Source organism: Deinococcus sp. AB2017081, from assembly GCF_034440735.1.
In the GTDB taxonomy this organism is placed as follows: Bacteria; Deinococcota; Deinococci; order Deinococcales; family Deinococcaceae; genus Deinococcus; species Deinococcus rufus.
The window spans coordinates 2,106,317-2,132,562 of record NZ_CP140098.1; the positions used below are offsets into that span (position 1 = coordinate 2,106,317).

Consider the following 26,246-nt stretch of genomic DNA (forward strand, 5'->3'; position numbering starts at 1 on the left):
TTCATACATTGCGTCTAAACAGCCCTGGGCGCAATCTCCTGACTCGGCCCGCCGCATTTTACGATGGAGGACAACGAAACGCGGCAGGACGCGCAAGAGCGGCGTGTGGCGGCGCGGAGTGGGGGCAGGCGGGGGTGGTCAGATCAGATCCAGGTACCGCTCCAGTTCCCACGCGTGTACCGTCGACGAATATTCGCGCCACTCGGCCATCTTCGCCTCGACGAAGTGGTCGAGGACGTGGTCGCCCAGGGCCTGGGCGATGACCGTGTCCTTCTGCAACTCCTCGACGGCCTCGCGCAGGTCCGTGGGCAGTTCCTTGACCCGGTGGTGGCGTTTCTCGCGCACCGTCATGCGGAAGATGTTGCGCTGGATCGCGGGCGGCGGCTCCATCTGCTGCTCAATGCCGTCAAGGCCGGCGGCCAGCATGACGGCGAGCGCCAGGTAGGGATTGCAGCTGGGATCCGGCATCCGCACCTCGGCGCGGGTGGAGTTGCCGCGTTTGGCCGGAATGCGGATCAGTGCCGAGCGGTTGCTGGTGCTCCAGGCGATGTTCACCGGCGCCTCGAAACCGGGCACCAGCCGCTTGTAACTGTTCACAAGCGGATTCGTGATCGCCGTGATGCCCTGGGCATGGTCGAGGACGCCTGCGATGAACTGCTCGGCAGTCCGGGACAGCCCGTGGTCGCCGGACGGATCGGCGAAGGCGTTCTCGCCGCCCCGGAACAGGCTCAAGTGACAGTGCATGCCGCTGCCGTTCACGCCGGGCATGGGTTTGGGCAGGAAGCTCGCCAGCAGGCCATATTCCAGCGCGACCCGCTTGACGACGAACTTGAAGGTCGCGATGCGGTCCGCCGTTTCCAGGGCCGGTGCGTACCGGAAGTCGATCTCGTGCTGCCCCGGCGCGACCTCGTGGTGCGCGGCCTCGATCTCGAAGCCCATCTCGACGAGCTTGTTGGCGATCTCCCGGCGGATGCGCTCGCCCTTGTCGATGGGAGCGAGGTCGAAATACCCGGCCTTGTCGTGTGTGACGGTGCTGCCCAGACCGGACGGCGTGCGCTCGAACAGGAAGAATTCCGGCTCGGTGCCCACGAACATCTCGAAGCCCAGCGCCCGTGCCCGTTCCACCTGGGTTCTCAGGACATGCCGGGGATCCCCGGTGAAGGGGGTGCCGTCCGGCAGGGCCACGTCGCAGATCAGGCGCGCGACCCGGCCACGCTCCCCCTCCTCGCGGGAGAACTGCGGGTAGATCAGGAAGGTGCTCAGGTCCGGCCGGAGCAGCATGTCGGATTCCTCGACCCGCGTGAATCCCTCCACGGCGCTGCCGTCGAAGGTCACGTCGCCGTTCAGTGCCTTGAAGAACTGGGACTTCGGCACCTCGACGTTCTTGGTGGTGCCCAGGATGTCTGTGAACTGCAGGCGCAGGAATTTGACCTCACCCTGCTGGAGTTCGGCCAGGACGCTCTCGCGTGACGGTGGGGCGGCGCTGTCGGTGGGGGACGGTTTCTGACGACTCATGGTGCGGGGAACCTCCAGGGGCCGGCCGGGCGACTGCCCGGAGGGTCGCGGCGGGGCGGGTGGACTGCCGTGATTATGCGCGACGCCGTGACGGCTGCGCCGGCCACCCCGCACGTCGGCAGATCCGGCCCGTGCAGGTTGTGGAACGCGGAGTCGCCCAGGCGTCACGTCAGCTCTGACAACCTGCACGGAACGTGCCGTACGGCCGTGGAAGGGCGGCGCAGAGTGACGACTTGTGCAGGGGAATGCGTTGACCCCCGCAACAGCTGGCTCCTATACTCGGCGGCAGTGTCAGGACTCCGGCTCAGGGCGGCGTGCAGGGATGCCACGCCGTTGCCACTGTACGGACGTCCCTGATCAAGGGAGCCCCATGAACCATGACTTCGACGTGATCTCGGCCGCGCGCAACTGGCGACTCGACACCGAGCAGGCCTCGACCCCGCACGACATCTTCACCGACGTGTATGCCAGCGACGTCCTGACCCTGGAACAGCTCAAGACCCGCCTGAGCAAGCCGGTCTACAAGAGCCTCCAGGCCACGCTGGAGCGCGGCGATACCCTGGATCCCACCATCGCCGACACGGTCGCGCTGGCCATGAAGACGTGGGCCATGGAGAAGGGCGCCACGCACTACACCCACTGGTTCCACCCGCTGACCGGCGCGACCGCCGAGAAGCACGATTCCTTCGTCTCGCCGACCGGAGAGGGCAGCGCCATCGCCACCTTCAGCGGCAAGGAACTGATCCAGGCCGAGCCCGACGCCAGCTCCTTCCCGTCCGGGGGCCTGCGGGCCACCTTCGAGGCCCGTGGCTACACCGCGTGGGACGCGAGCAGCCCGGCCTTCATCATGCGCCATGCCAACGGCGCCACCCTGAGCATCCCCACTGCCTTCGCGTCGTGGACGGGCGAGGCTCTGGACACCAAGACGCCGCTGCTGCGCTCGGTCGAGGCGCTGAACAAGGCCGTCACCCCGGCCCTGGCCCTGTTCGGGGCCAGCGAGGGCACGCGTGTGAGCAGCACCCTGGGGGCCGAGCAGGAGTATTTCCTGATCGCCGAGGAGTACTTCTACCGCCGGCCCGACCTGGTCATGACCGGCCGCACGCTGTTCGGGGCACAGCCCCCGCGCGGCCAGGAGCTGGAAGACCACTACTTCGGAGCCATCCCGGACCGTGTCCTGAGCTTCATGACCGACGCCGAGACGCAGATGTACGCCCTGGGCATCCCGGTCAAGACCCGGCACAACGAGGTCGCTCCGGGTCAGTTCGAGATCGCGCCCATCTATGAGGACAGCAACGTCGCGGCGGATCACCAGCAGCTGATCATGCAGATCCTGCGCAACACGGCCCGCAAGTACGGTCTGGTGGCGCTGCTGCACGAGAAGCCGTTTGCCGGCGTGAACGGCAGCGGCAAGCACTGCAACTGGAGCATGGGCACCAACGCCGGTGAGAACCTGCTCGAGCCGGGCGACACCCCGCACGAGAACATGCAGTTCCTGTTCTTCTGCGCCGCCGTGATCAAGGCCGTCGACGAGCACCAGGATCTGCTGAGGATCTCGGTCGCCAGCGCGAGCAACGACCACCGCCTCGGCGCGAACGAAGCGCCCCCGGCCATCATCTCGATCTTCCTGGGCAGCGAGCTTACCGAGATCTTCGACCGGCTGGAGAGCGGTCAGGGTGGACGCGGCGCATCGGCCGGGCTGCTGGGCCTGGGCACCAGCGTGCTGCCCCCGCTGCCGCGTCACGCCGGCGACCGCAACCGCACCAGCCCGTTCGCCTTCACCGGCAACAAGTTCGAGTTCCGTGCGGCCGGCAGCAGCCAGAGCATCTCGTTCCCGATCACAGTGCTGAACATCATCGTGGCCGATGCCGTGTCGGCGCTGACTGCCGACCTGAAGGCGAAGCTCGACGGCGGCGCCGATCTCAATGCGGCGGTGGCCGACCTCGTGAAGAGCACCTACGCGGCGCACAAGCGCATCGTCTTCAACGGCGACGGCTATTCCGACGAGTGGCACCAGGAAGCGGAGCACACCCGCAAGCTGCTGAACCTGCGAACCTCGCTGGACGCGATCGAGCACCTGTCGGACGCCAAGAACCAGGCCCTGTTCCAGAAGTTCGGGGTGCTCAGCGACCGTGAACTCGCGGCCCGCCAGGAAATCATGTACGACATCTACTTCAAGACGGTGAACATCGAGGGCGAGACCACCGAGTACATGGCCCGCACCATGATCCTGCCCGCCGCGATCAAGTACCTGGGCGAGCTGAATGCCGCCGGGGACAGCCGCGCCGCCCGTGGCGTGGCCGGTGAGGTCAGTGCCGCCGCCGATGAGCTGTATGACGCGGTTCAGGCCCTGTCTGACCAGAACGCCGCCCAGGGAGGCGACGAGGTGCATGAGAAGGCGCACCACATGCGCGACCATGTCCTGCCCGCCATGCTCAAGGTGCGCACCGCCGCCGACAAGCTGGAGAAGGTCGTGGCCGAGCAGCACTGGCCCCTGCCCACGTACCGTCAGATGCTGTTCGTGAAGTGACCGCAGGACGGTGCCACGTGGCGCCGTGACCACCGGGCCGCCTGTTCTGGGCGGCCCGGTATCGTGTGGGAACACGTGACCAGCGTTGCCGTGTGCCAGCCCACCTCCGCTACACTTGGGGGCGTGCTGAACCTGTTACGCAAGCCCTCTGTCACACCCGCAGACCTGGAGCGGGGGCTGGCGGAACTGGGACTGGACGGCACGCAGCACGTCATGGTGCATGCCAGCCTGAAATCCTTCGGCACCCTGGAGGGCGGGGCCCGTGGCGCTGTCGACGCGCTGGTGGCGAGTACCGCCACCCTGGTGGCGCCTGCCTTCACATATTCCACCCTGATGTCCCGGCCGGGGGCGCTGTCCACGCCGCGTTTTCACCGGGACATGCGCGTGAGCCGCGACATCGGCCGCGTACCGCAGGAGATGGTGGAGCGCTCAGCTGCCCTACGCTCGGCCCATCCCACCCTGAGCTTCATCGCGCTGGGGGAGCAGGCGGCCGCGATCACGGCGGCCCAGACCCTGGACAGCCCGTACCGGCCGGTCGGGGCCCTGTACGATCTGGACGGCTACGCCCTGCTCATGGGTGTGGATCACGGCAGCAACACGTCCATCCACTACGGTGAGCACCTGGCCGGGATGCCGCTGCTGACGCGCTATGTCCACACGCCGCAGGGGGTCATGCCCACGGCCTTTCCGAACTGCTCGGCCGACTTCGACAATCTGGTTCCCGCGCTGACCGGTCTCTTCCGGACCGCGCGGGTCGGATCGTCGGAACTGCAGCTGTACTCCGTCCGTGCCCTGGTGGACACCACCACCGCCTTCCTGACCCAGCACCCGGAGGGCCTGCTGTGCACATACCGGGGCTGCCGCTGCCAGGAAGTGCGTCAACTCGTCCGCCAGCGCGGGCTCGACCCCCGGCCGCACGTCGGTCTGTAGGTCAGCGCGGGGAGCGGCACCGTCCGGGATGCTGCGGACGGCGGGCCCGCCGGGGTGACAGGGAAAAAGACGGCACGGCGCACTGATGTGCAGCCGCGCCGTTTCCTTCGGATCTCAGCTGCGGCGGTGCGTCAGCATCTCCTCGCGCAGGACTACCTTGTGGCGGGGGCGGCCCTGGGCCTGACCCTGCGCCAGTTCGTGCGCGTCGAGCACCTGCCAGTCGTGGAAGGAGTAGACGTCCACGCCGCGCGAGGCCAGCAGCGTGTCCACGGCGGCACGGGTCGGGTGCGCCGCCGCAGACAGCGTGCCCGCTCGGGCGTCCGCGAGCAGATGCGCGACGGTGTCGGTGGCGTCCTTGCGGTTGGTGCCGATCACACCGCTGGGGCCGCGTTTGATCCAGCCGGCGGTGTACTCGCCGGGCCGGCCGTCCACCCGTCCCTCGGTGTTGGGGATCACGCCCCGGCGGCCATCGAAGGGCACGCCCGGCAGGGCCACCCCCTTGTAGCCGACGGAGCGCAGCACCAGCTGCACGGGCAGCACCTCGAACTCACCGGTGCCGACGGCATTGCCGTGGTCGTCCAGGGTGTTGCGTTCGATCTTCAGGCCGCCCACGTTGCCCGCGCCGTCGTCGAGGATCTCGGTGGGGGAGACCAGGAAGCGCAGGTGGATGCGGCGAGCCTTGCCCTCGGGCGTGCGGACCGCGAAGTCGCGCAGCACGTCCAGATTCTTCCTGACGGTGTTGTCGGTGATTGCGGCTTCGGCCGCCTCGTCGACCTGCACCTCGGCCGGCTTGACGATGGGATCGGCGTCGTCCAGTTCTCCGAACTCGCGCAGCTCCTTGGTCGTGAACTTGGCCTGTGCCGCGCCACGCCGGCCCAGAACCCACACGTCCTTGACCGCGCTGCGCTCCAGCACCGGCAGCGCGTGGGCGGCGATATCCGATTCGCGCAGTTCCGCCACCGTCTTCACGAGGATGCGGCTGACATCCAGGGCCACGTTCCCCACACCGATCACGGCGACCCCCGTGGCCGCCAGGGTCAGGTCGCGGGCGGCGGCGTCCGGGTGGCCGTTGTACCACGCGACGAATTCGGTAGCGCTCATGGAACCGCGCAGCTCCTCGCCGGGAATGCCCAGCCGGCGGTCGCTGCTCGCCCCCACCGTGTACATGACGGCATCGTAGTGTGCACGGGCATCCTCGTGGGTCAGGTCACGGCCGAACTCCACGTTGCCCAGGAAGCGGACGCGTGGATCGGACAGCGTCTTCTCGAAGCCGCGCGTGACGCTCTTGATGGTCAGGTGATCCGGCGCGACGCCGTAGCGCACCAGACCGTACGGAGTGGGCAGACGGTCATAGACGTCCACCTCGACGCTCAGGTCGGACTTCAGCAGGGCCTCGGTGGCGAAGACGCCGCTGGGGCCAGAGCCGATCACGGCGACACGAAGGGGACGCTCGGGGGTGTAGGACACGGTCATGCCGCGAGTCTAGTGGGCCCATGTGAAGGTGTGAATGCCGAACGTGCCGGTATGGTGTCACACGGTCGGCAACACCGTCTGTCAGTCGGCCAGAAGGCGTGTGGGACGATGAAACACGCGGTCTTCCACGCCTAGACGGGTGAACGCTCCCTCCACGCACCGGCCCCGCACAGAACGCCGCCGCCCGGCACAGGGTGCGGGCGGCGGTGGGGAAACGATCTGGTTATGCGGCGGCGATCTCGCCGAGGGCCGCCTCGTTCTTGAGGGTGATCTTGCCGTAGCCGGCGCTGATCACACCTTCACGCGACAGTTCGCCCACGACCTTGGTGACCGTCTCGCGTACGCTGCCCACAGCAGCGGCCAGTTCGTCGTGGGTGGCATAGATCATGGTCTCGCCGCTGTCGAGCTGGGTGGCCAGGGCGGTGTCCTTGAGCTCCAGCAGCTCACCGGCGATCCGCGCGCGCAGCCGCTTGCCCACCAGACGGTAGATGCTCTCGTAGGCACGTTCCAGCGTACGCACCAGGTGCGTGGTCACGATGAGGTTGTCCTCGGCGGTCATCAGGGCCGGATTGATCACGTCGACACTCGAATCCGTCACGGCCTCGGCGAAGTACGCCCGGTTCACGCCTGCGAGGGCTTCCTCGCCGAAGTATTCGCCGGGTTTGACATACCGCAGCGTGAGGCCGTTGCCGTCGTCATCCATGGTATGGACGCGGATCAGGCCAGAGCTGACGCGGTACAGCATGTCGCTCTTGCCGGGGTACAGGATCACGGCACCGGGGCGGTAGGTCACGGTGTCGACATAGGTGCGCGTGGCATTGGACGTCTGGGTCATTGAAGTCGCCTCCTCGGGCGGAGTGAGGGTGAAAGTGATGGTCGGTCGAGGGTGATGGAACGCCCTTTCCCGACGTGCTCACAGTGTAACCGAAAATCACTTTTTTGTAAACAATTTTGTTTCTTTAATCATCATTTATGTCACACAGAAGGGCGCTGGATCCGCCACCCGTTTTCCCGGCTATACCGGCAAAAACCGGTGTGGTCAGTCTTAGACCGATGCTCACGGCCGGCTCATGGATCTTGTGCGGGACAGGGGCGGCGGGGACACGGCGGACGCCACGGCAGGCGGCCATGAAGACGTGGGTGGCAGCGGAAGTCAGCACCTGCCCCCCGCGACCCGCCAAACGCAGGATGCCCGGCCAGACCGGCACCGGGCACCCTGAGGTCGGAGGTCAGTCGCTCAGACCTCGTCCTCACGGCGGATCGGGAAGGCGCTGATCACGCTGTCCTTGTCGCCGATGTTGATGACCTTCACGCCCTGGGCATTGCGGCCCGTCACGCGCACTTCCTCGACGCGCGTGCGGATCACGGTGCCCTTCTCGGTCAGCACCATCAGTTCCTCGTTGCCGGCCACCAGGGCCAGGGTCACGAGCTTGCCAGTCTTCTCGGTGACGTCCAGGGTGATCACGCCCATGCCGCCGCGCCCCTTGGCCGGGTAGTCCCCGACCGGCGTGCGCTTGCCCAGGCCGCACTCGCTGACCGCCAGCAGTTCGCTGGCCTCGTCGCCGCCGGGCACCAGGGCCATGCTGACCACGGCGTCCTGCTCGCCCTCACGCAGCCGGATGCCGATGACCCCCTGCGTGGCGCGGCCAGTGTCGCGCACCTCGCTGGATTCGAAGCGCATGGCCTTGCCGTTCCGGGTCGCCAGCACGACGTGGTCGCCGTCCTGCACGATGCCCACGCCGATCAGTTCATCGCCCGGCTGGAGGTTGATGGCGATCAATCCCGCCGAGGTGATGTTGCCGTAGTCGGTGATCAGGGTCTTCTTGACGACGCCGTTGCGGGTCGCGAAGATGAAGCACCCGGCCTCCTCGAAGCCCTTCACGCTCAGCACAGACGCGATGTTCTCGTCCTCGCGCAGGCTGGGCAGCAGGTTGCGGATGTGCGTGCCCTTGGCGTCGCGCCCGGCTTCCGGCAGGTCGTAGATCTTCTCGTGGAAGACTCGGCCCTTGTCCGTGAAGAACAGCAGGAAGTCGTGCGTGGATCCGACGAAGACGCGGGTGTTCACGTCCTCCTCGCGGAGCTTGCCGCCGCTGCTTCCGCGTCCGCCCCGGCCCTGGGCCCGGTACGCGTCCAGATTCGTGCGCTTCAGGTAGCCGGCCTTGGTCATGGTGATGACCATGTCCTCGACCGCGATCAGGTCTTCCTTGGAGATGTCGTCTTCCAGCTGCGTGATCGTGCTGCGCCGCTCGTCGCCGTAGCTGTCACGGATGGCCCGGACTTCCTTCTTGATCTCCTTCCACAGCAGCCCCTCGTCGCCCAGGATCGAGCGCAGGAACGCGATGGTCTTCTGGAGTTCGTCGAACTCGCCCTGGAGCTTCTCACGTTCCAGGCCCACCAGCCGCTGGAGGCGCATGTCCAGGATGGCCTGCGACTGGATCTCCGACAGCCCGAAGCGGGCCATCAGCGAGTCGCGGGCCTCGGCCCCGGTGTTGCTGGCACGGATCAGCGAGATGACCTCGTCGATGTGATCGAGTGCCTTGAGGAGCCCCTCGAGGACATGGGCCCGTTCCTCGGCCTTGCGCAGGTCGTACTGCGTCCGGCGCGTCACCACGTCCCGGCGGTGGGTCAGGAAGTAGCGCATGGTGTCGACCAGCGGCAGCACGCGCGGCTCGCCGTTGACGATGCTCAGGTTGATGATCGTGAAGGTGCCCTGGAGCTGCGTGTACTTGTAGAGCTGATTCAGCACCAGGGTGGGGATCGCGCCGCGCTTGAGCTCCACGACGATCCGCACCGGATCCTTGCGGTCGGATTCGTCCCGCAGGGCGCTGATGTCCGGGATCTTGCCGGCCTTGTACATCGCGCTGATCGTCTGGATCAGGTTGGTCTTGTTCACCTGATACGGGATCTCGCTGATGATGATCTGGTTGCGGCCGTTCTTCTCCTCGATGCGGGCCTTGCCGCGCACCTTCAGGCCGCCGTGGCCGGTCGCGTAGGCCTCACGGATGCCCGCCTGCGAGATGCGCCCGCCGGTCGGGAAGTCCGGCCCCCGGACGTGCTCCATCATGCCGTCGAGGGTCAGGGCCGGATTGTCGATCAGCGCGAGCAGCCCGTTGCAGATCTCGGTGAGGTTGTGCGGCGGGATGTTGGTCGCCATGCCCACCGCGATGCCGGACGCGCCGTTGATCAGCAGGTTCGGCACAGCTGACGGCAGCACCGTGGGTTCCTCGGTCGTCTCGTCGTAGTTGGGCTTGAGGTCGACCGTCTCCTTCTCCAGGTCGGCCAGCACCTCCTCGGCGACCTTGGTCATGCGGGCTTCCGTGTAGCGCATGGCGGCCGGCGGATCGCCGTCGATGCTGCCGAAGTTGCCCTGCGGATGCACCATGGGATAGCGCATGTTCCACCACTGGCCCAGGCGCACCATCGCGTCGTAGATGGACGAGTCGCCGTGGGGGTGGTACTTCTTCATGACCTCGCCGACCACCGAGGCCGACTTGGCGTGCTTCTGGTTGGCGTACAGCCCTTCCAGCAGCATGGCGTACATGATCCGCCGCTGTACGGGCTTCAGACCGTCGCGCACGTCGGGCAGCGCACGATCCACGATCACGTTCATGGCGTAGTTGATGAAGTTGGTCTTGACTTCGCTGGTGATGTCAACGGGATGAATTCCGGTCATGTGGCTCCAGTCGGGGGCGCGGCGGGCAGGCAGCCCGCTCGCGGAGGGAAGGACGAGTCCCGGCGCAGGCACCGGGTATGACACGATTCTACCACACTATTATGTCTCTAGCGTAATAGCTGCCGTGCCCTCAATACCCACAGTGTACCGCATCGCCGGCCCGGAACCGGTGCGTCGGTGGCGCGTGAAACCCCCCGCCAGCGCGGCAATCGGTGCCCGAGACCACCGGTGGCCAGAGCCGGGCGCCGGCCGTCCCCTGGCGCCGTACGGTCGGCCGCGGCGCACGCGCTCCCCGTCGTGCCCGGTCTTGTCAGGACTGTGCAACAGTGCCGCGCCTATGATGCGCGGCGATGCTTGCCGAACTGACGCAACTCGTGAATGACGTGGACGGTGCGTGGGCCGCCGCCATCGGCGGACTGGACGGCCTGCTCATCGAGGGGCACAGTGCCGGCAGCGCCGACCTGAGCCTGCTGGTGGCCGAGCACGCCGGACTGCTGCGCTCGGCGGGCAGTTCGTACGCCCACACGCTGGGCGGCGGACACGCGCGCGAACTGTATGTGCGCGGTGAGCGCCTGAGCGTGTACCTGCATCCCATCAAGACCGAGTACTACCTGCTGCTGGCCCTGGATGCCCGCAGCAATCTCGGGCAGGCGCGGCTGTATGGCCGGGACGCCGCCCGCAAACTGGGGGCCATGCTGTGATCATCGACGCACTCCAGGGCCTGTCCGGCGGGGTCGCGGCTGCCCTTGTCGGGCCAGACGGCCTGCCCATCGAATCGCAGGGCGAGGGCGGCGACGCCCTGGCCGCCGAACTGGCGGCGCTGCGGGCGACCTTCGACCGGGTGGGCCGCCGCCTGGGAGCCGGAGACGTCACGCGGCTCACCATGACCAGCGAACGGGTCGAGGTGGTCGCGGTGACCAGTGGCCAGCACGTGATCGGCGTGGCGCTGGCCCGTGGCCAGGACACCCGCAGTGCCCAGCAGGCCCTGGCGCGGGTGGCGCTCGACCTCCTGCCCCTGCCGCGCGTGGAGGGCTGATGCTCGACACGCTGATGGCCGTACGCGGCATGACCCACGTCCTGCTGATCGACCACAACGGCTCAGTCCTGAGTTCGGCCGGGCTGGAGCCGGGTCTCCTGAAACGGGAACTCGGGCTCGTCGCCGCCGGCAAGGCGGTGATCGGCAGCCTCCAGACCACGCTGGACGCGGCCGGCTGGAGCGAGCTGCTGCTCGATCTCGACAGCGGCCCGGTGCTGCTCACGCCCTTCGGCCCACAGATCCTGGTGACCGCCTTCGACGACGTCACCAGCCTGGGCCGCGTGCGCTTCGCGGTGCGCCGGCTCCTCAACCCGTGATCCACGGTTCGGGACAGGCGCGACCCGGACGATCGTCACCGACCCGCATGCCACCCCGGCGCTAGGGTGAGGCCATGATGGATCGCCCCCGCCGCCTGCGCCGGACGCCCGCCCTGCGGGCCCTGACCCGCGAGATACAGCTGCACCCCTCGCAGTTCATCCACCCGATCTTCGTCCACGAGCGAGACGACGTGACGCCGATCGCGACGATGCCCGGCGTGAGCCGTCACTCGGTCGCCAGCGCGGTGCAGCAGGCCCACGAGGCGCACGCCCTCGGCATTCCCAGCGTGATCCTGTTCGGCATTCCTGACGACAAGGACGAGCAGGGCAGCGGGGCCTACGACAGCGGCGGCATCATCCAGCGGGCGGCGGCGGCCATCAAGGCGGCCGTGCCGGAGGTGACCGTCATCGCGGATACCTGCCTGTGCGAGTACACCAGCCACGGGCACTGCGGCGTGCTGCGCGAGGTGCCCGGCCAGACCGGGGCCGATGCCTGGACGGTCGACAACGACCCCAGCCTGGATCTGCTGGCCCGCACCGCCGTGTCGCAGGCGCAGGCCGGAGCAGACGTGGTCGCTCCCAGCGCCATGATGGACGGCCAGGTCGGAGCGATCCGTGCCGCGCTGGACGCCGCCGGCTACGCGCACGTGCCGGTCATGGCCTACGCGGTGAAGTACGCCAGCGCGTACTACGGCCCCTTCCGGGACGCGGCGGGGTCGGCCCCGAGCGTCGGTAACCGCGCCACGTACCAGATGGATCCGGCTGGCGGCTACCGCGAGGCCCTGCGGGAAGCCCGCCTCGACGCCGAGCAGGGGGCCGATACCCTGATGGTCAAGCCCGCGCTGGCGTATCTGGACGTGCTGAGCCTGCTGAGGCGCGAGTTCGACCTGCCGGTCGTGGCATACAACGTCAGCGGCGAGTACTCGCTGATCAAGGCGGCGGCGGCGGCCGGGTACATGGACGAGCGGCGCACCGTGCTGGAGACCCTGACCGGCTTCAGGCGAGCCGGGGCCGACGCGATCATCACGTACCACGCCCTGGACGCCGCCCGCTGGCTGCGGGACGACCCCGCATGAGCGGCCCGATCCGGGTGGACTGGATTGCCACGGGCCTGTGGCCGGGGCGGCTGGGCCTGACCTTCGCGCCGGGCAAGAAGGGGCTCAGCGTGTACCAGCCCGGCGTGACCCACGACCGCGACCTGCGGGCTGATCTGGAGACGCTGGCGCGCGACGGAACCCAGGTGATCGCTCCGCTGATCGAGGATTTCGAGTTTGATCTGCTGGGCATGGACGGCTACCACGACGAGGCCGAGGCCCGGCACCTGACGGTCGTGCCCTGTCCGATCCCCGACGGCGGCGTCCCGCGCGACCCACACGCCTTCAGCACATATGTCGACGATCTGATGACCCTCCTGCTCGACGGACAGTCGGTGGTCGTCCACTGTCGGGGCGGGCTGGGCCGCGCGGGTCTGACCGCTGCGTGCGTGCTGGTGCAGGCCGGCATGACCCCCGAGGACGCGATCCGGCTGGTGCGCCACACACGCAGCCCCCACGCGATCGAGACGCGGACGCAGGAGCAGTTCGTCCACGACTTCGCCCATCACGATCCGGCCGACAGGCCCGACTCATGAACGTGCGCTCCAGCCCAGCCCACGCCGGTTCACGGGCCCGTCAGCTCCAGACCCTACACTGAGCCCACCATGAAAGACGCCGCCCTGATCGTGCTGGCCGCCGCGCTCCTGGCCGCGTGTGCTCCTGCCGTGAGTGGCCCGCGCCAGGGCCGCATCGTGAATTCCGTGACCGGCACCGAGGGCAGGGTGTCGTTCGTCGCCGGGAGCCTGCGCCCACGCGTGGGCGATCCGTTCGCGCCGGACAACGCCACGATCACCATCGGTGGGCAGACCTACACCGGGCGCACCGCCATCGTGGACGGCGCCGGTGCCGGTGCTGCCCTGCCCGCCGGGTGGGGGCTGAGTGTGGGGTTCGGTGCGAGCAGCGCGGCCTTCACGAATGGTCTGGTCGGGGTGGGCACCCGGCTCGACAGCCCGCGTCATCCGCCGGTGGCCCGGATCGGCAACCTGATCGCCAGAACGGCCACCGCGCCCGTGCTCACGCTGACGTGTACCCTGACCGTCGACGAGACCGAGCACGGCATCGGCGAGTGTACCGGCAACGATGGCACGCGCTACGCTCTTCAGTTCTGACGGATCGCACCGGGCCGGGGCCATCGATCCGCCGGTGGTCGCGTTGCTGGCCGTGTCCCGCCCGGTTGGGCCACCCGCAGACAGAGGACGCTCCGGGCCGGGATAAGCTGACCCGCGTGAATCTTCTGCAGCATTCCCTGTTGGGCGGCACGTCCTTCCGCAGTGTGGACGAGTTGTTGAGCGGGCTGGACTGGCACGAGGCGGCCCGGCGGATGCCCGGCGTGCCCTACACGCTGGCCGGGCTGGTCTACCACCTGTCGGTGACCCAGCGTGCCAGCCTGGATCTGGCCAGCGGCCGGGCCGAGGCGTGGCCCGTGACCCTGAGCGTGTGGCCGGATCAGCCGCCCACCCGCGCCGAATTCGAGCACCATCTGGCCGATCTACGCAGCGGGCTGGCCGAGGCGCAGGTTCTGGCGGGCGATCCGTCGTCACGGGCGCGGGAGGTGCTCGCGGATCTGGCGGTGCACAGCGCGTACCACTGGGGGCAGGTGGCGCTCCTGCGGCGGCAGTACGGCACGCTCCCTCTGCTGTGATGGGTGTGGTGGTGGGGAGCACCAACCCGACCAAGGTGCAGGCGGTGGCGCGGGTCTTCGCGGCCCTGGATGCCGGGCCGGGCGATCCGCCGGAGGTGCGCGGCGTCGCGGTGCCCAGCGGCGTGCCGGATCAGCCGCTCGGGGTGGGGCAGACCCGGCGCGGCGCGGTCAACCGTGCCCGCGCTGCCCTGCAGGTGCCCGGAGCCACGTGGGGCTTCGGTCTGGAGGGCGGTGTGCGCTTCGAGCGTGGCGCGGCGTGGCTGTTCGGGATCGTGGCGGTGGCGCGACCCGGAGGTGTGATCCATGTGACGCGGACGTCGGAACTGCGCCTGCCCCCCGCCGTGGCCGGGCGGGTGCGGGCCGGAGAGGAACTCGGCCCGGTCATGGACGAGATGCTGGGCACGGTGGACATCAAGCGGGGGCGGGGCACGGTCGGCGCGGCCACGCGGGGACTGGTCACCCGGTCGGCGGTGTGGGAACAGGCGACGGCGCTGTGTATCGCGCCCGTGATCACGCCGGAACTGTACGGTCTCGGGTAGGCTGGCCCGCATGACCACCGACGTGACCGTGAACGAGGCCCGCCGCCGCTACGAGATCACCGTGGATGGCCGTGTGGCAGGCTACGCCGAGTACCAGGACGTGGCCGGAGCCCGCATGCTGCCGCACACCGAGATCGACGAGGGCCACGAGGGCGAGGGACTGGGCAGTGCGCTGGTGAAGTACGCGCTGGATGACATCCGTGCCCGCCAGCTGCACGTCGTGCCGATGTGCCCCTTCGTCGCTGCGTACATGCGCCGCCATCCGGAGTACACGGATCTGGTGCAGCCGGGCCAGCGGGCGATGTTCCGCCTGTGAGCTGAACACCGGACCGGCCACGGCCCGAGCGGACGTTTGTTAGGCTGCGCGGCATGTCCTGGGTTCAAGAGCGCCGCATCGGTGAGTTCCGTGTCACGTCCCTGACCGACGGGCAGTTCCGCCTGGATGGAGGAGCCATGTTCGGCACGGTGCCCAAGGTGCTGTGGTCGCGGGTCACGGACAGCGACGACCTGAACCGCATTCCGCTGCGCGTCAATCCACTGCTGATCCAGCGCGGCGGCGAGAACATCCTCGTGGAGACTGGCCTGTGGGATCAGGGCGGCGAGAAGTTCGACCACATGTATGCCGCCGAGCGCGACGAGTCGGTGTTCCGGGGCCTGGAGGCCGTGGGCCTGGGCGCCGAGGACATCCACCTCGTGATCTGCACCCACCTGCACTTCGACCACGTGGGGCGCAGCGTGACCGCGCTGGGCGAACCGACCTTCCCGAACGCCCGCTATGTGGTGCAGGGGCAGGAACTGCATGATGCGCGGCACCCGCACGAACGCAGCCGTGCCAGCTACATCCCGCAGACCTTCGAGCCGCTCGTGGACGCCGGACTGTTCGACGTGGTGGAGGGCGAGCACGACCTGCGGCCGGGCCTGAGCGTGCTGCCGCTGCCGGGGCACACACTCGGCATGCAGGGGGTGGTGCTGCGCTCCGGAGGGCAGACGCTGGTGTACACGGCCGACCTGCTGCCCACCCTGAACCACGCGCCGCTGCCGTACATCATGGGCTTCGACCTGTACCCGGTCACGACCCTGGAGACGCGGCGGCGGTACTTCCCGCAGTGGGCCGAGGAGGGCGCCGTGATCTGCACGCCGCATGATCCGCACGTGCCCTTTGCCCGACTGACCGTGGGAGAGCGGGGGGCGTTCCATGCCGTCCCGGACGCTGTCGCCGTCTCGCCCTGAGGGACGTGGCGTGGTGTCCGCCATCCTGCTGATCCCGAGGCGACCAACTCCGTGTAGTGTGGCGCGGTATGAGTCTCGCGCCCACACCTGCCGTGTCATCTGAATCGATCAAGTCGCCGGCACGGGAGATCGCGGGCATCGCCGTCCCGGTCAGTCTGGAGATGGTCATCCAGCTCCTGCTGGGGTTCATCAATCAGATCATTGTCGGCACGCTCGGCGCGGTGTCGGTGGCGGCGGTGGGCCTCAGCGGGAGCCTGGGGTTCCTGTTCTTTGTCACGCTGGGCTCGCTGGGCACCGGCACCAGCATCCTGGTGGCCCGGCGGGCGGGCGCGGGAGACCGGGCGGGTGTGGACACGGTGATCACCATCACGACCGTGCTGAGTCTGGTTCTCGGTGCCCTGATCACCGCCGGCGTGTATGGGGTCGCCGGGCCGCTGCTGGCGCTGGCCGGCGGCGAGGCGGATGTGACTCGGGTCGCCACGCCCTACCTTCAGGTGCTGATGATCTCGCTGGTGCCGGGCATGCTGGGCTGGGTCTACAGCGGGGCGCTGCGCTCACTGGGGCACGCCCGCACACCGCTGGTCGCCACGGTGCTCAGCGTGGCCATCGAGAGCGTCCTGGCGTACTCGCTGGTGTTCGGCGTGGGGCCGTTTCCGCAGCTGGGCGTGGTCGGGGCGGCGTGGGCCATTGTCGCGGCCAACAGCTTCAAGGCCGTGTATCTGGCGGTGCAGATCTACGGGCCGCGCCATCTGGCCCGGCTGAATGTGCCGCACCCCCGGTCGTGGCGGGAGGTCACCGCGCCGCTGCTGGTGCTCACGGCGCCCATCGCCTTCACCGAGTTCGCGTGGAGCCTCGGCGGCTTCCTGTACGCCGCCGTGTTCGCCCGCGTGGGCACCCAGGCGCTGGCCGCCAGTCAGATCGCCGCGAACCTGGAGAGCGTGTTCTTCATCTCCTCCTTCGGCCTGATGAGCGCGGCCACGGTGTTCATCGGGCGCAGCCTGGGGGCCGGAGACGCTGCGGCTGCCCAGGACTGGCTGCGCCGCATCCTGCACGCGGGTCTGATCACGGCGCTGATCAGCGGAGCGCTGTACGCCCTGAGCGCCCTGGCCGTGCCCAGCGTGTTCCCCCGCGTGGGGGCGGACGTACAGCAGCTCGCGGTCATCGGCATCCTGATCACGGCGGTCAGCCAGGTCATCAAGGTGCGGAACATGATCATCGGCGGCGGGGTGCTGCCCGGCACTGGCGACGGCAAGGGGGTGCTGATCGGTGACATCGTCGGGGCCTTCATCGTCGGGCTGCCGCTGGCCATCGTCCTGGGGCTGTACACGCCGCTGGGGGCGTGGGGCGTGTTCCTGGCGCGGGGGCTGGAGGAACTGAGCAAGGTCATCATCTTCGAGTGGCGTCGGCGCCGGGTGGACTGGAACCGGCTGGCACAGGAGCAGGCCGGGCAGGCGATGGCCCCCGCCCACTGACCGCCGGGGGGTGGACGATGACCGTCCGACCCCCGATATCCACGACACCGCCCACTCCTTTGCGAGTGGGCGGTCTGCTCCGATGCCTGCGCGGCTCAGGTCTGGAGCGCTGCCTGGAGGGTCTCCAGTGACAGCCCGCGGGTGCGGGCGTCCAGCGCCACCTCACCGTCGCGCAGGGCCACGACCCGCTGGCCCAGGTGCAGGGCCTCCTCGAGCTGGTGGGTCACGAAGACCACGGTCACCTTCTGCTGCCACCAGATGCCCAGCAGTTCGTCAGCCAGAGAGGTGCGGGTCTGCACGTCCAGGGCGCTGAAGGGCTCGTCGAGCAGCAGCAGACCGGGTTTCACGGCCAGGGCGCGGGCCAGGCTGACCCGCTGGCGCTGGCCGCCCGACAGTTCATGCACGCGCCGGGCACCGTAGCCGTCCAGGCCGACCAGCCGCAGCGCCTCGGCCGCGCGGGCGTCCCGGTCGGCCCGGCCCAGACGTTTCAGGCCGAACTTCACGTTGCCGGCCACATCCAGCCACGGGAACAGGGCCCCCTCCTGCTGCACCAGGGTCAGGCTGGGGTGGGGGCCACGCACGGTCTCGTCGCCCAAGCGGATCACGCCCTGCTGCGGGCGCAGGAAGCCAGCCAGCAGGCTCAGCAGGGTGCTCTTGCCGCTGCCGGACGGCCCGACCACGCACAGGAACTCGCCCGGCGAGACGTGCAGGTCGATCGGCCCCAGCCCGGCACGGCCCCGGTAGCGGTAGCTGACGTTGTCGAGTGTCAGACTCGCGCCGGCAGGATGCACGGCGCTGCCGGCATCCTGTGGGGTGGGCGCGGGGTCGCGGTTCACGGTCGCGGTCATTGTGCCACCTCCAGGCCATAGTCACGCCGCACGCGGGCCTCCAGCGAGCGCAGCAGTGCGTCGAACACGCCGCCGATCACGCCGATGATGATGATGGTCGCCAGCACCAGCGCGACGTTGGCGGTGTTGCGGCCGACCTCCAGCTGCTCGCCCAGACTCTTGGAACCGGCGATCAGCAGTTCCCCGCCGACCAGGGCCCGCCACGCGAAACTCCACGCGGTGCGCAGACCGGTCAGGACGTTCGGCACGGCGGCGGGCAGGAGCACGCGCCACGTCAGGGCCGGGCCGTGGGCCCCCAGGGTGCGGCCCGCGATCCGCAGCGCCGGCGGTACGTTCAGCAGCGCCCCCGACACGGCCAGCGCCACGGGGATGAAGCCCTCCAGGATCACCACAAACAGCACGGCCCGCTCGTTCAGGCCCAGGAAGAGGATCGCAAAGGGCACGAAGGCGATGCTGGGGACACTCTGGATGCCGGTCAGGTACGCGCCCAGCGCCGTGCGGATCGGCGGCCACGCGCCCATGATCAGGCCGACCACGCCGCCCAGAACGACGGCGATCAGGTACCCCGTGAGCACGCGGCGCAGGCTCCCACCGATGGCGGCCAGCAGCTTGCCGTCCTGCGGGCCGGTGCCCCACAGACCGTATGAGACTTCCGTCCAGACCGCGCGGGGACTGGGGAAGACATACGCCGGATACAGCTTCAGGACATCCGTGACCAGCCACCATACGGCAAGGATGACCAGCAGACCGCCCAGCTGCCACGCGGCGGCCCGCCAGCGGCCGGCGGCGGTGCGGGGCCGGGGCACCGTGTCACCGGGAGCGCGGGAGACCGTCATGCGGTTATTTCCTCACGAACGGCGCGAGATCCGGTGCAGTGCGCGTGTACCCGGCCTCAACGTTCAGCGCCGCGTAGTCCTTCAGGGCGTCCAGATCCAGCGCGGTCGTGAAGCGGGTGCGCGACAGGGCACGCTGCAGCACGCGCAGATCGACCTTCTCGCCGGTCAGCTTCTCCAGCTGCGCATTGACCGCGGTCTGGGCTGCTGCCGGGTTCTTCGTCAGGAAGGCCACGGCGTCGGTGTGGGCCTTCAGGAACGCGGTGACCAGCGCCGGGTTCGCCTGCGCGAACTTGGTATTCACGATCACGATGGTCGTCGGGTACTTGCCGTTCCGCCACACAGTCTTCTCGCTGCCGACCACCTTGTTGCCCTGCGCCTCCAGCACCGCGCCCCACGGCTCCGGCACGAGCGCCGCGTCGGCCCGCTTGCCCGCAAAGGCGGCGGGCGTATCCGACGGCGGAATGGGCACGATGGTCACGTTGCCACCATCAGCGGCCGACTTCAGGCCCTGTTCGCCCAGGATGTGGCGCAGGCTGATGTCCTGGGTGTTGCCCAGGCTGGGCACGGCCACGGTCTTGCCGGCCAGCTCCTTGTAGGACGTGATACCGCTGTCCTTGCGGGCCACCAGCACCGCGCCAGCCTCGGAGGCGCCGGCGATGAACTGCACGGGCATCCCGCGTCCCGCCGCGCTGATCGCCGGGCCGGGGCCCACATACGCGATGTCGATCTGCCCGGCGGCGAAGGCCTCGGTGAGGGTGGTACCGGACACGAACTGGCGGGCATCGAGTTTCGCGCTCCCAAAGGCCTTCTGGAAGGTGCCGCGTTGCAGGCCGATCAGGGCCGGGGCATGGGTTAGGTTCGGGAAGAATCCCAGCCGGACGGTCGTTGCAGGCTGGGCGTTGGCACCTGGAGTCAGGATCAGGGCCGCCGCCAGGGTCAGGGTGACCCCCAGGGCGGCCACGGACGCTCGGCGGGTACGGATCTTCGGGGAACGGCTCATGGGCTCCTCCTTGAGGGGGGAAATGGGTATCACCGGGGAAGTCCCGAGTATGGTGCGGTGCCCGGTCAGGCCGAACGTGTGACGACTACCGGGACGATCTTCAGGATTCTGAACGGTGCGGCACAGTCGGCGCAGCTCAGTCGGCGCGGGTGTACGCGCGGCGCAGCACTTCCGCCACTTCGGGACGGGTGAACTCGGCGGGCAGGTTCTCGCCGGCGCGGAGTTTCTCGCGCACCTTGGTTCCGCTCAGCACGAGGTGGTGCGAGCTGTCGTGCGGGCACGTGCGCGGGCTGACGAGCTGACCGCAGGACTGGCAGTAGAAGGTGTGCTCGAAGCGCAGGATGCGCACCCCCAGTTCCTCGGCCGTGAAGGCGCGGAAGATCTCCTGGGCGTCGTAGGTGCCGTAGTAGCTGCCCACGCCGGCGTGGTCGCGGCCCACGATGAAGTGCGAGGCCCCGTAGTTGCGGCGCGACAGCGCGTGGATGATCGCCTCACGTGGGCCGGCGTAGCGCATGGCCGCCGGGTACACGCTGAGCAGCGTGCGGGCCTGCGGGTAGTACTTCTCCAGCAGCACCTCGTAGGCCTCGACGCGGGTCGTGGCGGGCACGTCGTCGCCCTTGGTCGTGCCGACCAGCGGGTGCAGCAGCAGGCCGTCCACCAGTTCCAGCGCGACCTTCTGGAGGTACTCGTGGGCGCGGTGGATCGGGTTGCGCGTCTGGAAGGCCACGGTCGAGCGCCAGCCCCGCGCCTCGATGACCTGGCGCACCTCGGCGGGCGTGCGGTGGTGCATGGGGAAGGCCCCGCGCGGCACCTCGAACAGCGTGACCGGCCCGGCCAGGTTCACGTCGCCCTGCGCGTACAGCGCGGCCACGCCGGGGTGTGCGGCGTCCTCGGTGCGGTAGACCTCGCGGGCTTCCCAGGCCTTGCGGGCGTCGTAGTGCTCGTGGATCTCCAGCGTGCCCACGTCCTGCCCGCCGAAGGTCAGAACCACGGTACCGCTCAGGCGGGCGGCGTCCTCGCGGGACACGGGGAAGGTGATCGGGATGCTCCACGGCGTGCCGTCCGCGAGGCGCATGCGCTCGATGACCGAGGCGTAGTCGGCCTCGCCGACAAACCCGGTCAGCGGCGAGTACGCGCCGGTGGCGATGAGTTCCAGATCGGCGTAGGTGCGCTCGCTGATCTCGATGCGGGGGCGGCCGTCCAGGCTGGCCGGATCGAAGTCGTGGCCGGGACGGCGGACACGGTTCACGAGCGTGCCGCCCAGGGGCGTGGGCAGGGAGGTGGGTTCGGTCATCAGCGTGGGCATCGGGTCTCCAGAGTGGGATTCAGTGGATGAAAGAGGTCAACTGGTCGAGCAAAAAAAAGGAGCGCATCAATTCCGGCGACATCGCCTTCGGAAGGTTCCGTGCCCGGTGCTCACAGCCGGTTCTCCCCGGCCCACAGCCCGCACTCGGTCTTGCCCTTGCCAGCCCACCGGCCTGCGCGGGCGTCCTCGCCGGGGCGCACGGCTCGGGTGCACGTCCAGCAGCCCACACTCAGGAAGCCGTCGAAGTACAGGGGGTTCACCGGCAGGTCGTGCGCGGTCGCGTAGGCCTCCAGCTGCTCGCGCGTCCAGTGCGCCAGGGGATTGACCTTCACCCGCGCGCCGCCGTCCTCGACGAAGGGAATGTCGGCGCGGGTGCTCGCCTGGTCGCGGCTGCGGGCATTCAGCAGCGCGGAGGGAGCCGTGTCGCGCAGGTAGGTTTGGAGTGGGGCCACCTTCCGCACGGCGCAGCACGCATCCGCGTCGCTGGCGTACAGCGCCGGGTCGGTCTGGCCGTCCTCGGGGCTCGCTCCGGCGTTGAGGGTCACGAAGGTCAGTTCCGGATACCGCGTCGCCAGCCGGTCGCGGGTCGCCAGGGTCTCGGGGAAGTGGTAGCCGGTGTCCACGAAGACGACCTTGCCCCGGTAGCCGGCCCGGACGGCCAGATCGATCAGCACCACGCCGTTCAGGTTGAAGGCGCTGGGCATCAGCACGTCGGGGTGCGCCGCGAGTGTCCAGCGGATCACGTCGGTGGGATCGGTCTCAGGCGTGAAGGTCGCCGGAGTGGGCGCCGTGGGCCGGGGGCCGTCCGAGATGGTCATGCGCCCAGCCTGTCCAGCAGCTGCCGGACGCCGTCCTCGACGGTGATGTGGTCGGTGCGCAGGTGCAGATCCGGCGACTCCGGCCGCTCGTAGGGATCGCTCACACCGGTGAAGTGCGGGATCTCGCCGGCGATGGCCTTCAGATACAGCCCCTTCACGTCCCGTTCGGTGACGACCTCCAGCGGCGCGTCCACGAACACTTCCAGGGCACTGTCGAAGGCGCCCAGCACCTCGCGGCGCGTGTCGGCGTAGGGACTGATCGCGCTGACGAGCACCGTCACGCCGTGCTTGGCCAGCAGGCCGGCCACGAAGCCGATCCGGCGGACGTTGGTGTCACGGTCGGCCTTCGTGAAGCCCAGGCCCTTGCTCAGGTTCTCGCGCACGGCGTCGCCGTCCAGCAGTTCCACGGCGACGCCACGGGTCTGGAGTTCGGCATACAGGGCGCTGGCCAGGGTGCTCTTGCCCGCGCCGCTCAGGCCGGTGAACCACACCACGCGGCCCGGGGCCACGGTGGGGCGTTCCGCGGTGGCGGTCATGCCGTCACCAGGGCCTTGCTGCTCAGGCTGCCGCCATTCAGCACGGCATCCGGGGCGAAGCGCTCGTGGCCCATGCGGTCGCTGTATTCCACGAAGCTCTCGGCCGGTGCCTTGTTGGCCTCGAAGTCGGCCAGCACGGCGTCGGTGTACTCGTTCAGGCGCTCGGCGGGCACGGCCCCCTTCAGTTTGGTGCCGGTGCGGTGCGCCTGCCCGATGCTTCCCGCCAGATGCACATTGAAGACCTCGTGCACCGTGCCGTCGGGGTCGGTCTTGTTGGCCCCCATGAAGCCCAGGTCGGCGACCTGATACCGCGTGCACGCGTTGGAGCAGCCGGTCAGGTTGATGGTGAAGGGCACGTCCAGGCCGCTGAACCGGGCCTCGATGTGATCGACCAGATTCGCGGTGCGTTCCTTGGTCTCGGTGAGCGCGAGGCGGCAGAACTGGTTGCCGGTGCAGGCAATCGTCGTGCCACGCAGCGTGGTCTTCGGCGCGAGATCGATGGCGGCGAGTTCGGCGCTCAGTGCGGCCACGTCCTCCGAGGCCACGTGCGGGATGACCATGTTCTGGAACGCGGTGGTGCGGAGCACACCCTTGCCGTAACGGTCGGCCAGATCGGCCAGGGCGCGGGCCTTCTCGGGGTTGATGCGCCCCACGGTGGTCGCCACGACCACGTAGTTCAGGCCGTCGGCCTGGGGATTGACGCCCAGCACGTCGTTGCCGCCGAAGCGGGCCGTGGGCGCGGCCGGGCCGTCCTGAAGGGAGCGTCCCAGGTACTCGGTCTCGACGATCTCTCTGAACTTCTGCACGCCGATGTCCTTGATCAGGAACTTCAGGCGGCTCTTCTTGCGGTTCTGGCGGTAGCCATGATCCCGGTACGCCCCGGCGATGGCGCGGCCGACCTCGACGATCTCCTCCGGCTTCACGAACACGCCCAGGCGCTGCGCGAGGTGCGCGACGGCGCCCAGGCCACCGCCCACCCACACGTCAAAGCCGACCTCGCCGTTCACCTTGTGCGCCAGGAAGCCGATGTCGTTGATCATGTGGATGCCTTCCAGCTCCGGCACCGCGGTGATGCTCATCTTGAACTTGCGCGGCAGATCCTGGAACTCGGCATTGCCGGTCAGCGTGCCCTCCATCGCGTGGGCCAGCGGGCGCACGTCGATGATCTCGCGGGCGTCCAGACCGGCCAGGGGCGAGGCGATGACGGCACGCACGGTGTCGCCACACGCACCCTTGGGATGCAGCCCCAGCGGTTCCAGGCGCTGGAAGATCTCGGGGATCTTGTCGATGGTCAGCCAGTGGAACTGGAAGGCCTGACGATCCGTGACGTCCAGGAAGCCCCGGCCGTACTCCTCGGCGATGTTGGCGACCTCGCGCATGGTGGCGGTGCTGAATTCTGCTGCCGGCACGCGCACGCGCATCATCAGGAAGCCGTCTTCCTGGGGACGCTGCGGGTACACGCCGGCCCATTTCAGCAGGTCGATGCGCTCGGGGTCGATGAAGCCCTGCGCGGCGTACTGCGGGATCAGGTCGAAGATCTGGAAGGGCGGGACTTCTTTTTTCAGGGACTCGATGTCAGACATGGCAGGATTTCCTTGTGGCAGTACTGGTGGTTGGTGGGCGCGTCAGCGCTTCAGGATGACGTAACGGAGGCGGCGGTACTGGAAGTACATCAGACAGCCCACACAGATGCGCTGGGACAGGTTCAGTGCGGCCAGGGCAATGACGACCACGCCCAGCACGGTGCCGACCAGGCTCAGGCCAGCGAGTGTGAACAGTCCGGACGCCAGCAGGAAGGTGCCCCCCACGCCCTGCGCGAAGTGGTGGGCCCGGGGATCCTCGTCCACGACCTCGGGTGACAGGCCCAGGGGTCGGCCCAGCACGCGGTACGCGGCACGCATGGGCGACACCTGCGGAGCGATGGCACCGACGAGCATGGCCGCGCCCAGCAGCAGCGTCAGGGCCGGGAGGGTCAGCAGTACCGCCAGTGCGGTCACGACGACCACCGTGACCTGATTGAACTTCAGGGCACTCAGATCCGTTCTGGCCGGGCGCGAGAGGGTGGAGGAGGTCGTCATCATTGATGAAAAGAGTAATCTTCTATAGCTGACAAAACAAGTCAACTGATTACAGGTGTCTGGACGACCGGTGGAGGCTTTCATTAACCCTCTCTTCGTGCCAGGGTTCTGCTCAACGCCGTGCTGGAAGCTGTTTGCGAGATTCAATCAGGTGTCGGGCTTGCGCCTGAAGTGCCGTCGCTACGCTGGGAGTGACATGGGTGAGGCCTCCTGACGGCGTGGCCTCCTGCCCTACATCCGGCCGCTCCGCTGACCGCGCTGGACACGGCCCTGCACTACACTTGCGGGCATGACCACCCACACCGTCCACGTGGGTCGCGTGACCCGTGACCTGCCCGTCGTTCCTGTCGCGCCCGGGGTCAGCGTGGCCCTGTTCAACATGCTGGGCGACACCGAGGTGACCGAGGAGGCCGGCCGGGAACTGGCGAAACTGATCCCGGCCGGCGTCGACGTGCTCGTCACCCCGGAAGTCAAGGCCCTGAGTCTGGCCCACGTGATCAGCCGCGAGAGTGGCAAGCCATACATCGTGATCCGCAAGACGCAGAAGCCGTACATGGTCGACCCGGTGGCGCGCGAGGTCGTGAGCATCACCACCGGCAAGCCGCAGCTGCTGGTGCTCGACGGCTTCGACGTGGACAAGATCCGGGGCCGCAAGGTCGCCATTGTCGACGACGTGGTGTCCAGCGGCGGCACCCTGCACTCGCTGCGCCAGATCATCGAGGAGGTCGGGGGCGAGGTCGCGGCGGTGCTGGCCGTGTTCACCGAGGGCGACGAGCGGCCGGAGGTGACAGCGCTCGGGCACCTGCCGCTGTACACGTGAGCGCCGTGACGTCTGACCTGACCGTCCGGATCGGGGACGTCGAGCGCGTCCTGCCGACGGTGCGCACCGGGAACCTGGGGCGCGTGCCGCTCGTCGAGTTCATCGGCGATCCGGAGTTCACGAACGCGGCGGCCCAGGCCATGCTCCCGCTGATCCCGGCGGGCACCGAGATCCTGCTGACGGTCGTCACGAATGCCCTGCCGCTGACCCATGAACTCAGCGACCGCTCCGGGCTGCCCTACGTGTGCGCCCGCAAGAAGCGCCGCACCTACATGCAGCAGCCGCTGATCCAGGACGTGCCCAGCCTGAGCCTGGGCGTGGCCGAGACGCTGTGGCTCGACGGCCCGCACGCGGCAAGACTCCGGGGACGCCAGGTGGCAATCGTGCAGGACGTGATTGCCAGTGGCGGCACCGCCCGGGCCCTGGCAAAATTCGTCGTGCAGGCGGGCGGCACCGTCAGCGGCTATCTCGCGGCGTTCCGGCAGGGTCAGCCCCCGCTGGACGTGACCGTCTTGCAGGAACTGCCGCGCCGCGTGCCCTGACGGACTCGGCCGAG

General features: G+C 68.7%; 27 protein-coding genes. 15 read left to right on the forward strand and 12 right to left on the reverse strand.

Annotated features, from left to right (window positions below; translation table 11 throughout):
* Positions 1 to 138: 138 nt before the first annotated feature.
* Positions 139 to 1,515 carry a type I glutamate--ammonia ligase gene (gene glnA, locus U2P90_RS10145; protein ID WP_322472002.1) on the reverse strand — a complete coding sequence of 459 codons (1,377 nt, stop codon included), beginning with the start codon at positions 1,513 to 1,515 and terminating at the stop codon, positions 139 to 141.
* Positions 1,516 to 1,885: 370 nt separating this feature from the next.
* Between glnA and U2P90_RS10150 the strand changes: the two genes are divergently transcribed.
* Together U2P90_RS10150 and U2P90_RS10155 are read left to right on the forward strand one after the other, a co-directional pair.
* On the forward strand, positions 1,886 to 4,042 hold the full coding sequence (locus U2P90_RS10150) for a glutamine synthetase III (RefSeq protein WP_322472003.1): 2,157 nt from the start codon (positions 1,886 to 1,888) through the stop codon (positions 4,040 to 4,042).
* Between the two features lie 123 nt (positions 4,043 to 4,165).
* The gene (locus tag U2P90_RS10155; protein WP_295816549.1) at positions 4,166 to 4,972 is read left to right on the forward strand and encodes an AAC(3) family N-acetyltransferase; all 807 of its coding nucleotides are present in this window, start codon (positions 4,166 to 4,168) and stop codon (positions 4,970 to 4,972) included.
* Between the two features lie 114 nt (positions 4,973 to 5,086).
* Here U2P90_RS10155 and U2P90_RS10160 read toward each other — a convergent pair whose 3' ends face one another.
* The 3 genes from U2P90_RS10160 to gyrA form a co-directional block, all read right to left on the reverse strand.
* Complete coding sequence (locus U2P90_RS10160; protein ID WP_322472004.1) at positions 5,087 to 6,445, reverse strand: FAD-dependent oxidoreductase; 1,359 nt, start codon at positions 6,443 to 6,445, stop codon at positions 5,087 to 5,089.
* 223 nt (positions 6,446 to 6,668) lie between these two features.
* Positions 6,669 to 7,280 carry a helix-turn-helix domain-containing protein gene (locus U2P90_RS10165; RefSeq protein WP_295816545.1) on the reverse strand — a complete coding sequence of 204 codons (612 nt, stop codon included), beginning with the start codon at positions 7,278 to 7,280 and terminating at the stop codon, positions 6,669 to 6,671.
* A 402-nt stretch (positions 7,281 to 7,682) separates the two neighbouring features.
* Positions 7,683 to 10,118: a DNA gyrase subunit A gene (gene gyrA, locus U2P90_RS10170; RefSeq protein ID WP_295816543.1), complete on the reverse strand. Its 2,436-nt coding sequence runs from the start codon at positions 10,116 to 10,118 to the stop codon at positions 7,683 to 7,685.
* A 350-nt stretch (positions 10,119 to 10,468) separates the two neighbouring features.
* Here gyrA and U2P90_RS10175 point away from each other — a divergent pair, with 350 nt between their 5' ends.
* The 11 genes from U2P90_RS10175 to U2P90_RS10225 all read left to right on the forward strand — a co-directional run bounded on the left by U2P90_RS10175 (position 10,469) and on the right by U2P90_RS10225 (position 17,448).
* Positions 10,469 to 10,819: a roadblock/LC7 domain-containing protein gene (locus tag U2P90_RS10175; protein ID WP_295816542.1), complete on the forward strand. Its 351-nt coding sequence runs from the start codon at positions 10,469 to 10,471 to the stop codon at positions 10,817 to 10,819.
* A complete protein-coding gene (locus U2P90_RS10180) occupies positions 10,816 to 11,154 on the forward strand; it encodes a roadblock/LC7 domain-containing protein (RefSeq protein ID WP_322472005.1) in 339 nt (112 codons plus the stop codon). Before U2P90_RS10175 ends, U2P90_RS10180 begins: the two co-directional genes overlap by 4 nt.
* Complete coding sequence (locus tag U2P90_RS10185; RefSeq protein WP_295816539.1) at positions 11,154 to 11,471, forward strand: roadblock/LC7 domain-containing protein; 318 nt, start codon at positions 11,154 to 11,156, stop codon at positions 11,469 to 11,471. The genes U2P90_RS10180 and U2P90_RS10185 overlap by 1 nt, the downstream gene beginning before the upstream one ends.
* A 74-nt stretch (positions 11,472 to 11,545) precedes the next feature.
* Positions 11,546 to 12,547 (forward strand): porphobilinogen synthase, encoded by a 1,002-nt coding sequence (gene hemB, locus U2P90_RS10190; protein WP_295816537.1) that lies wholly within the window; start codon positions 11,546 to 11,548, stop codon positions 12,545 to 12,547.
* A complete protein-coding gene (locus U2P90_RS10195; RefSeq protein ID WP_322472006.1) occupies positions 12,544 to 13,101 on the forward strand; it encodes a cyclin-dependent kinase inhibitor 3 family protein in 558 nt (185 codons plus the stop codon). Before hemB ends, U2P90_RS10195 begins: the two co-directional genes overlap by 4 nt.
* A gap of 69 nt (positions 13,102 to 13,170) precedes the next feature.
* A complete protein-coding gene (locus U2P90_RS10200; RefSeq protein ID WP_322472007.1) occupies positions 13,171 to 13,674 on the forward strand; it encodes a hypothetical protein in 504 nt (167 codons plus the stop codon).
* A gap of 116 nt (positions 13,675 to 13,790) precedes the next feature.
* Positions 13,791 to 14,207 carry a damage-inducible protein DinB gene (locus tag U2P90_RS10205; protein WP_322472008.1) on the forward strand — a complete coding sequence of 139 codons (417 nt, stop codon included), beginning with the start codon at positions 13,791 to 13,793 and terminating at the stop codon, positions 14,205 to 14,207.
* Positions 14,207 to 14,746, forward strand: coding sequence for an inosine/xanthosine triphosphatase (locus tag U2P90_RS10210; protein ID WP_295816531.1), 540 nt, complete (start codon positions 14,207 to 14,209; stop codon positions 14,744 to 14,746). The genes U2P90_RS10205 and U2P90_RS10210 overlap by 1 nt, the downstream gene beginning before the upstream one ends.
* A 10-nt stretch (positions 14,747 to 14,756) precedes the next feature.
* Positions 14,757 to 15,062: a GNAT family N-acetyltransferase gene (locus tag U2P90_RS10215; protein ID WP_322472009.1), complete on the forward strand. Its 306-nt coding sequence runs from the start codon at positions 14,757 to 14,759 to the stop codon at positions 15,060 to 15,062.
* 53 nt (positions 15,063 to 15,115) lie between these two features.
* Positions 15,116 to 15,976, forward strand: a complete 861-nt coding sequence (locus tag U2P90_RS10220; RefSeq protein WP_322472010.1) for an MBL fold metallo-hydrolase — start codon at positions 15,116 to 15,118, stop codon at positions 15,974 to 15,976.
* 68 nt (positions 15,977 to 16,044) lie between these two features.
* Positions 16,045 to 17,448, forward strand: a complete 1,404-nt coding sequence (locus U2P90_RS10225) for an MATE family efflux transporter (RefSeq protein ID WP_322472011.1) — start codon at positions 16,045 to 16,047, stop codon at positions 17,446 to 17,448.
* Positions 17,449 to 17,543: 95 nt separating this feature from the next.
* Here the strand turns inward: U2P90_RS10225 and U2P90_RS10230 are convergent, their stop codons facing one another.
* The 8 genes from U2P90_RS10230 to U2P90_RS10265 all read right to left on the reverse strand — a co-directional run bounded on the left by U2P90_RS10230 (position 17,544) and on the right by U2P90_RS10265 (position 24,870).
* On the reverse strand, positions 17,544 to 18,296 hold the full coding sequence (locus U2P90_RS10230) for an ABC transporter ATP-binding protein (protein ID WP_295816526.1): 753 nt from the start codon (positions 18,294 to 18,296) through the stop codon (positions 17,544 to 17,546).
* A complete protein-coding gene (locus tag U2P90_RS10235; protein ID WP_322472012.1) occupies positions 18,293 to 19,132 on the reverse strand; it encodes an ABC transporter permease in 840 nt (279 codons plus the stop codon). The genes U2P90_RS10230 and U2P90_RS10235 overlap by 4 nt, the downstream gene beginning before the upstream one ends.
* Positions 19,133 to 19,136: 4 nt before the next feature.
* Positions 19,137 to 20,132 (reverse strand): ABC transporter substrate-binding protein, encoded by a 996-nt coding sequence (locus U2P90_RS10240; protein ID WP_322472013.1) that lies wholly within the window; start codon positions 20,130 to 20,132, stop codon positions 19,137 to 19,139.
* Positions 20,133 to 20,268: 136 nt separating this feature from the next.
* The gene (gene sat, locus U2P90_RS10245; protein WP_322472014.1) at positions 20,269 to 21,438 is read right to left on the reverse strand and encodes a sulfate adenylyltransferase; all 1,170 of its coding nucleotides are present in this window, start codon (positions 21,436 to 21,438) and stop codon (positions 20,269 to 20,271) included.
* Positions 21,439 to 21,548: 110 nt separating this feature from the next.
* Positions 21,549 to 22,256, reverse strand: a complete 708-nt coding sequence (locus U2P90_RS10250) for a phosphoadenylyl-sulfate reductase (RefSeq protein ID WP_322472015.1) — start codon at positions 22,254 to 22,256, stop codon at positions 21,549 to 21,551.
* Entirely contained in the window at positions 22,253 to 22,792 is a 540-nt protein-coding gene (gene cysC / locus U2P90_RS10255) for an adenylyl-sulfate kinase (protein WP_295816518.1), read from the reverse strand. The genes U2P90_RS10250 and cysC overlap by 4 nt, the downstream gene beginning before the upstream one ends.
* On the reverse strand, positions 22,789 to 24,375 hold the full coding sequence (locus tag U2P90_RS10260) for a nitrite/sulfite reductase (RefSeq protein ID WP_322472016.1): 1,587 nt from the start codon (positions 24,373 to 24,375) through the stop codon (positions 22,789 to 22,791). Before U2P90_RS10260 ends, cysC begins: the two co-directional genes overlap by 4 nt.
* Before the next feature lie 42 nt (positions 24,376 to 24,417).
* Complete coding sequence (locus U2P90_RS10265) at positions 24,418 to 24,870, reverse strand: DUF4395 domain-containing protein (protein WP_322472017.1); 453 nt, start codon at positions 24,868 to 24,870, stop codon at positions 24,418 to 24,420.
* A gap of 289 nt (positions 24,871 to 25,159) precedes the next feature.
* Here U2P90_RS10265 and U2P90_RS10270 point away from each other — a divergent pair, with 289 nt between their 5' ends.
* Both U2P90_RS10270 and U2P90_RS10275 read left to right on the forward strand, forming a co-directional pair.
* Positions 25,160 to 25,690, forward strand: a complete 531-nt coding sequence (locus U2P90_RS10270; RefSeq protein ID WP_322472018.1) for a phosphoribosyltransferase family protein — start codon at positions 25,160 to 25,162, stop codon at positions 25,688 to 25,690.
* A gap of 5 nt (positions 25,691 to 25,695) precedes the next feature.
* Complete coding sequence (locus U2P90_RS10275; RefSeq protein ID WP_322472019.1) at positions 25,696 to 26,232, forward strand: adenine phosphoribosyltransferase; 537 nt, start codon at positions 25,696 to 25,698, stop codon at positions 26,230 to 26,232.
* Positions 26,233 to 26,246 lie beyond the last annotated feature (14 nt).

What these genes read in the sequence shown, in the direction of transcription:
- glnA (WP_322472002.1), bottom strand. Translation starts at nt 1,515, where the DNA reads ATGAGTCGTCAGAAACCGTCCCCCACCGACAGCGCCGCCCCACCGTCA.
- U2P90_RS10150 (WP_322472003.1), top strand. Translation starts at nt 1,886, where the DNA reads ATGAACCATGACTTCGACGTGATCTCGGCCGCGCGCAACTGGCGACTC.
- U2P90_RS10160 (WP_322472004.1), bottom strand. Translation starts at nt 6,445, where the DNA reads ATGACCGTGTCCTACACCCCCGAGCGTCCCCTTCGTGTCGCCGTGATC.
- U2P90_RS10165 (WP_295816545.1), bottom strand. Translation starts at nt 7,280, where the DNA reads ATGACCCAGACGTCCAATGCCACGCGCACCTATGTCGACACCGTGACC.
- gyrA (WP_295816543.1), bottom strand. Translation starts at nt 10,118, where the DNA reads ATGACCGGAATTCATCCCGTTGACATCACCAGCGAAGTCAAGACCAAC.
- U2P90_RS10175 (WP_295816542.1), top strand. Translation starts at nt 10,469, where the DNA reads ATGCTTGCCGAACTGACGCAACTCGTGAATGACGTGGACGGTGCGTGG.
- U2P90_RS10185 (WP_295816539.1), top strand. Translation starts at nt 11,154, where the DNA reads ATGCTCGACACGCTGATGGCCGTACGCGGCATGACCCACGTCCTGCTG.
- hemB (WP_295816537.1), top strand. Translation starts at nt 11,546, where the DNA reads ATGATGGATCGCCCCCGCCGCCTGCGCCGGACGCCCGCCCTGCGGGCC.
- U2P90_RS10195 (WP_322472006.1), top strand. Translation starts at nt 12,544, where the DNA reads ATGAGCGGCCCGATCCGGGTGGACTGGATTGCCACGGGCCTGTGGCCG.
- U2P90_RS10200 (WP_322472007.1), top strand. Translation starts at nt 13,171, where the DNA reads ATGAAAGACGCCGCCCTGATCGTGCTGGCCGCCGCGCTCCTGGCCGCG.
- U2P90_RS10210 (WP_295816531.1), top strand. Translation starts at nt 14,207, where the DNA reads ATGGGTGTGGTGGTGGGGAGCACCAACCCGACCAAGGTGCAGGCGGTG.
- U2P90_RS10215 (WP_322472009.1), top strand. Translation starts at nt 14,757, where the DNA reads ATGACCACCGACGTGACCGTGAACGAGGCCCGCCGCCGCTACGAGATC.
- U2P90_RS10220 (WP_322472010.1), top strand. Translation starts at nt 15,116, where the DNA reads ATGTCCTGGGTTCAAGAGCGCCGCATCGGTGAGTTCCGTGTCACGTCC.
- U2P90_RS10225 (WP_322472011.1), top strand. Translation starts at nt 16,045, where the DNA reads ATGAGTCTCGCGCCCACACCTGCCGTGTCATCTGAATCGATCAAGTCG.
- U2P90_RS10230 (WP_295816526.1), bottom strand. Translation starts at nt 18,296, where the DNA reads ATGACCGCGACCGTGAACCGCGACCCCGCGCCCACCCCACAGGATGCC.
- U2P90_RS10235 (WP_322472012.1), bottom strand. Translation starts at nt 19,132, where the DNA reads ATGACGGTCTCCCGCGCTCCCGGTGACACGGTGCCCCGGCCCCGCACC.
- U2P90_RS10240 (WP_322472013.1), bottom strand. Translation starts at nt 20,132, where the DNA reads ATGAGCCGTTCCCCGAAGATCCGTACCCGCCGAGCGTCCGTGGCCGCC.
- sat (WP_322472014.1), bottom strand. Translation starts at nt 21,438, where the DNA reads ATGCCCACGCTGATGACCGAACCCACCTCCCTGCCCACGCCCCTGGGC.
- U2P90_RS10250 (WP_322472015.1), bottom strand. Translation starts at nt 22,256, where the DNA reads ATGACCATCTCGGACGGCCCCCGGCCCACGGCGCCCACTCCGGCGACC.
- cysC (WP_295816518.1), bottom strand. Translation starts at nt 22,792, where the DNA reads ATGACCGCCACCGCGGAACGCCCCACCGTGGCCCCGGGCCGCGTGGTG.
- U2P90_RS10260 (WP_322472016.1), bottom strand. Translation starts at nt 24,375, where the DNA reads ATGTCTGACATCGAGTCCCTGAAAAAAGAAGTCCCGCCCTTCCAGATC.
- U2P90_RS10265 (WP_322472017.1), bottom strand. Translation starts at nt 24,870, where the DNA reads ATGACGACCTCCTCCACCCTCTCGCGCCCGGCCAGAACGGATCTGAGT.
- U2P90_RS10270 (WP_322472018.1), top strand. Translation starts at nt 25,160, where the DNA reads ATGACCACCCACACCGTCCACGTGGGTCGCGTGACCCGTGACCTGCCC.